The organism is Caballeronia sp. (assembly GCF_049581465.1).
Lineage (GTDB): Bacteria > Pseudomonadota > Gammaproteobacteria > Burkholderiales > Burkholderiaceae > Caballeronia.
Map to the genome: position 1 here is coordinate 1 of NZ_JBAUSA010000858.1, position 4,054 is coordinate 4,054.

A 4,054-nucleotide genomic window follows, 5' to 3' on the forward strand; every position below is an offset into this window, starting at 1 on the left:
GCGTGAGTGTCGGCCAGATTGATAGCGCGGTCCTTGCAGCGCTAGGCAATAATCGATCGCTTGAACAAGTCCGCACGCTTGCCAGCGTCGATATCAAGCGGGACGAAAAGGGTTTGCTGGAATTCGCCGCGCGCAACGCATTGCCGCTGGCGCTTTACTCCGCAGACCAGATTGCGACCATGAAAGTCCGTTCATCGCGTCATGTGCGAGCGCTTCTGGGCATCGATGGCGTCTGCGAACCCTGCGCCATGCTGGCATCAAGAAATGGCCGGATCGTGGTGTCGAAGATAGCGCTTGACGGCGTCACCGTCGCGATCGCCGAAGACGGCTTATCCGACACGACAACACTATGACAACGAGGGAAACGAATGAAAACCGATGAAGAGTCGCATCTGCGCATGGCGCAGCGACGCAAGGAAGGACACGAGAAAAAGCAGGCCGCCGCATCGCTTGAAAAGGGCTTGTTGATCGTGAACACCGGGACGGGCAAGGGCAAGACCACGGCCGCGTTCGGCATGGCGGTGCGCGTGCTTGGACACGGCATGCGCCTAGGCGTGGTGCAGTTCATCAAGGGCGCGCTTTATACATCCGAGCGCGATTTCCTCGGCGCAATCGCTAACTGCGATTTCGTCACGATGGGCGACGGCTATACCTGGGACACGCAGAATCGCGATGCCGACATCGCGACTGCGCGCAAAGGCTGGGACGCGGCACGCAAGATGATCGAAAGCGGCGAATACCAGATGGTCGTGCTCGACGAACTCTGTACGGTGCTGAAATACGAATACCTGCCTCTGGACGAAGTTCTCGCGGTCCTAAATGCCCGGCCTGCGATGCTGCACGTGGTGATTACGGGCCGTCACGCGCCGGACGCGCTGATCGAAGCCGCCGACCTGGTCACGGAGATGCGCGCCATCAAGCATCCGTATCGGGAGCAAGGGGTCAAGGCGCAACGCGGCGTCGAGTTCTGACGTGCACGCCTGCCCTGCACTTTTCATCAGCGCCCCCGCCTCGAACCAGGGCAAGACCACCGTCACCGCGGGCCTCGCGCGTTATCACACGCGGCTAGGCCGGCGCGTGCGGGTCTTCAAGACCGGTCCCGATTTCCTCGATCCAATGATCCTCGAACGCGCATCGGGCGCGCCGGTGTACTCGCTGCATCTATGGATGGTCGGCGAACGCGGCTGTCGCGCGTTGCTTGCAGAAGCGGCGCGCGAGGCAGACCTGATCCTGATCGAAGGCGTGATGGGTCTCTTCGACGGCACGCCGAGCAGCGCCGATCTCGCGACCACGTTTTCTGTACCGGTGCTGGCGGTGATCGGTGCGCACGGGATGGCCCAAACGTTCGGCGCGATGGCGTTCGGGCTCGCGCGGTATCGTCCGGCGTTACCTTTTTATGGCGTGCTCGCGAACCGCGTAGCGTCGCCACGGCATGCACACATGCTGGGCGAAGCCATTCCCGATGGGATCCGATACTGCGGCCATCTCGCGCAAATCGATGACCTCGCGTTGCCGGACCGGCATCTCGGGCTCACGCAAGCCGCCGAAATCGCCGATCTCGATGCACGGCTGGATCGCGCGGCGGACGCCATCGGCGAGACGGCGCTGCGGGACTTGCCGCCGGTAGTCGAGTTCCGCCGCGAAGCGCCCGAGCCGGTGCCGAGCTTGCTGGACGGCATGCACGTAGCCTATGCACGCGATGCCGCGTTTTCGTTTATTTATCCGGCCAACCTCGACCTGCTCAGGGCGCTAGGCGCGACACTGTCGCCCTTTTCCCCGCTCGCCGATGAACCCGTCCCCGAGCGTGCCGATGCCCTCTATCTGCCCGGTGGATACCCCGAGTTGCATGCGGCCCGGCTTGCTGCGAACACGATCTGTGCCTCGACAATTCGCGCGCATGTGGAGGCGTCCAAGCCCGTGGTTGCGGAGTGCGGCGGCATGTTGTACCTGCTCGATTCGCTGACGGATATCGAAGGAACGCAACACGCTATGCTCGGCCTGATGCCCGGTCACGCGAAGATGCAAAAGCGCCTGGCGCGCTTGGCGATGCAGCGCATTGAAAGCCGTCATGGCACGGGCACCGGTCATACGTTCCACTACTCGACCATGACAACCGACGTGCCGCCTGCGCTCACTGCTACGCACGCGACGACGGGCGCCCAGGGCGAAGTGATCTATCGGCACGGTTCCATCACGGCAACTTACATGCACACGTACTGGCCCGCGAACGCAGCGGCTGCGGCCGCCCTCTTTCGCGGCGAATCACTATGACCGTGACTTAATGACCTCGATTCAATGACGACGACTCAAGAAGAACCACTCGAACTGGCGTACACCGTCGCACGCGCGAAGCAGATGCTGCCCGTGGGTTCACCCTGCACGAACGTCTGCCGGCTCGATAAAACCACCGGTCACTGCGAAGGCTGCTTTAGAAGCCGCGAAGAGATCAAGGCATGGAAGACCCTGCACGATGACAGCAAGCTCGCTCTCCTCGACATTTTGCTTGGTCGACAAGCGATGGCTTAAAAAAATCGGCTCGAAAACCGCCTTCCTTACGTTTAATCCATTGCCCGTCGCAACGCTCTGCGCACCGGAATGGGCATCGGGTGCATCGAAACGATGCATCGAATGCGGGCTTGGCGGATACGCAGGGGCTCGGCTCGTGGTTACGCGCTGATACGAACCAGCGGCAGTTTATTCGATGGACTTCGAATCGCTTTCAGCCGTTGCATTGACGCGCGGAGGCCCGGCTTGGCGCCTGCTAAACGCATGTTAAAGCGCCTAGGTATCAGAAACGCCGGCATGGCGCCGGGCGTTAAGCCTTCGCGCCGCGTGCCATGCGCTGAAGCGTCGACGAATCGATTGCGCCCGCGCAGATCTTGATCGCTTCCTTTAACGTGCGTGGACGCCCCGTCGCGAAGTGTGCTTCGAGCGTTGCGATTGCGCGAAGACGTTCATCGTTGCCTAGCGTCTCGCCGGTCGCCAACTCGAGCACCGAAATAAAGTAGGTCGCCGGGGGCGTGGCACTGTAACTGGTATTCATGGCTGCTGCGGAAATTGCGTCTAAGCACGCTTGTCGAGCGATGGTCGCTACGTCCGGTTGGGCGTACCGACCCGACGCACTCAGTTCATATTCGCTTCTATGGTTCATCTGTAAAAAGCCTTGGAAGATCCTTGAATGCAGACAAATGCATTAGAGCAAGGACCATTCCAAGGGACAAATGATCACGCCATGAGCATTTCTCGAACGACTCGGCACGCCGCAAGGTCCCACGCGGCACAACCGACGCTCTTGAAAACGATCGGGCGCTTCAAGGCTTCATTTGCGCCTTCATGTGGCTGTATGCGAAGCAAATCTGCTAGCGGCCTGACCTTGTTCCAGTCGATCCCCGCTTGAATCAAGTCGCCCGCTTCATGCCGTGCGCCGGCCGGGTCATCGACGAAAACATCGCTATTGAGCACGGTCGCCGCCGCAATTTCAGCCGCGTCGGGTGTAAATGCGCCTACGCCAATGACCAGCCGGCCATTGATTGGCGGCAGCGAGTAAACCGGCGTCTTGCTCGTTGTAGCGGCGATAACGACATCGATCGATGCGGGGATGGTCGTGTCCTGCAATGCGCTCATCGCCTTCGATAACGCCGCGTGCGCCGCGCAAAATGCTCGGGCCTTTTCCGGTCGAGAACCTTGCACCACGATATGCGCCGCCGGATATAGCGCGCTCAGTGCCTCGACGTGGTGCACTGCCTGCTTTCCGGTGCCAATCAACAGGATTTCGTTCGGTTCATGCCCAAGCAGCGCCTGGATGGCGAGCATCGTGACGGCCGCGGTCCTGCGGCCGGTCACCGTGGGGCCATCGAGCATGAAAAGCGGCACGCCGGTCGCGGCGTCATAGGCGCTCACCTGGCCGTGGATAGTCGGCAGTCCAAGCACACCGTTCTTTGGGCACACATTGACGAGCTTGTGCATGGCCAGGTCGTCGGCCGCTGCTGGCATCGAGAGCATCACGGCGCCGTCGCGAAGTGGCACGACCATGCGTTCCGGGCTTGCAATGTGC

At 61.2% G+C, this 4,054-nt stretch carries 6 protein-coding genes; 4 read left to right on the forward strand and 2 right to left on the reverse strand.

Features of this window, described 5'->3' with window-relative positions:
- The 4 genes from WCA53_RS21035 to WCA53_RS21050 all read left to right on the forward strand — a co-directional run.
- A partial coding sequence (locus WCA53_RS21035; protein WP_423915184.1) for a cobalamin biosynthesis protein occupies positions 1 to 353 on the forward strand: 353 nt, incomplete at its 5' end.
- Positions 354 to 368: 15 nt separating this feature from the next.
- Positions 369 to 971, forward strand: coding sequence for a cob(I)yrinic acid a,c-diamide adenosyltransferase (cobO, locus tag WCA53_RS21040; RefSeq protein WP_423915186.1), 603 nt, complete (start codon positions 369 to 371; stop codon positions 969 to 971).
- Position 972: 1 nt separating this feature from the next.
- A complete protein-coding gene (locus WCA53_RS21045; RefSeq protein WP_423915189.1) occupies positions 973 to 2,271 on the forward strand; it encodes a cobyrinate a,c-diamide synthase in 1,299 nt (432 codons plus the stop codon).
- 24 nt (positions 2,272 to 2,295) lie between these two features.
- A complete protein-coding gene (locus WCA53_RS21050; protein WP_423915192.1) occupies positions 2,296 to 2,526 on the forward strand; it encodes a DUF1289 domain-containing protein in 231 nt (76 codons plus the stop codon).
- A 289-nt stretch (positions 2,527 to 2,815) separates the two neighbouring features.
- Here the strand turns inward: WCA53_RS21050 and WCA53_RS21055 are convergent, their stop codons facing one another.
- Together WCA53_RS21055 and lhpI are read right to left on the reverse strand one after the other, a co-directional pair.
- Positions 2,816 to 3,043 (reverse strand): hypothetical protein, encoded by a 228-nt coding sequence (locus tag WCA53_RS21055; protein ID WP_423915195.1) that lies wholly within the window; start codon positions 3,041 to 3,043, stop codon positions 2,816 to 2,818.
- Between the two features lie 182 nt (positions 3,044 to 3,225).
- Positions 3,226 to 4,054: bifunctional Delta(1)-pyrroline-2-carboxylate/Delta(1)-piperideine-2-carboxylate reductase (gene lhpI, locus WCA53_RS21060; protein ID WP_423915197.1), on the reverse strand; the 829-nt coding region annotated here is incomplete at its 5' end.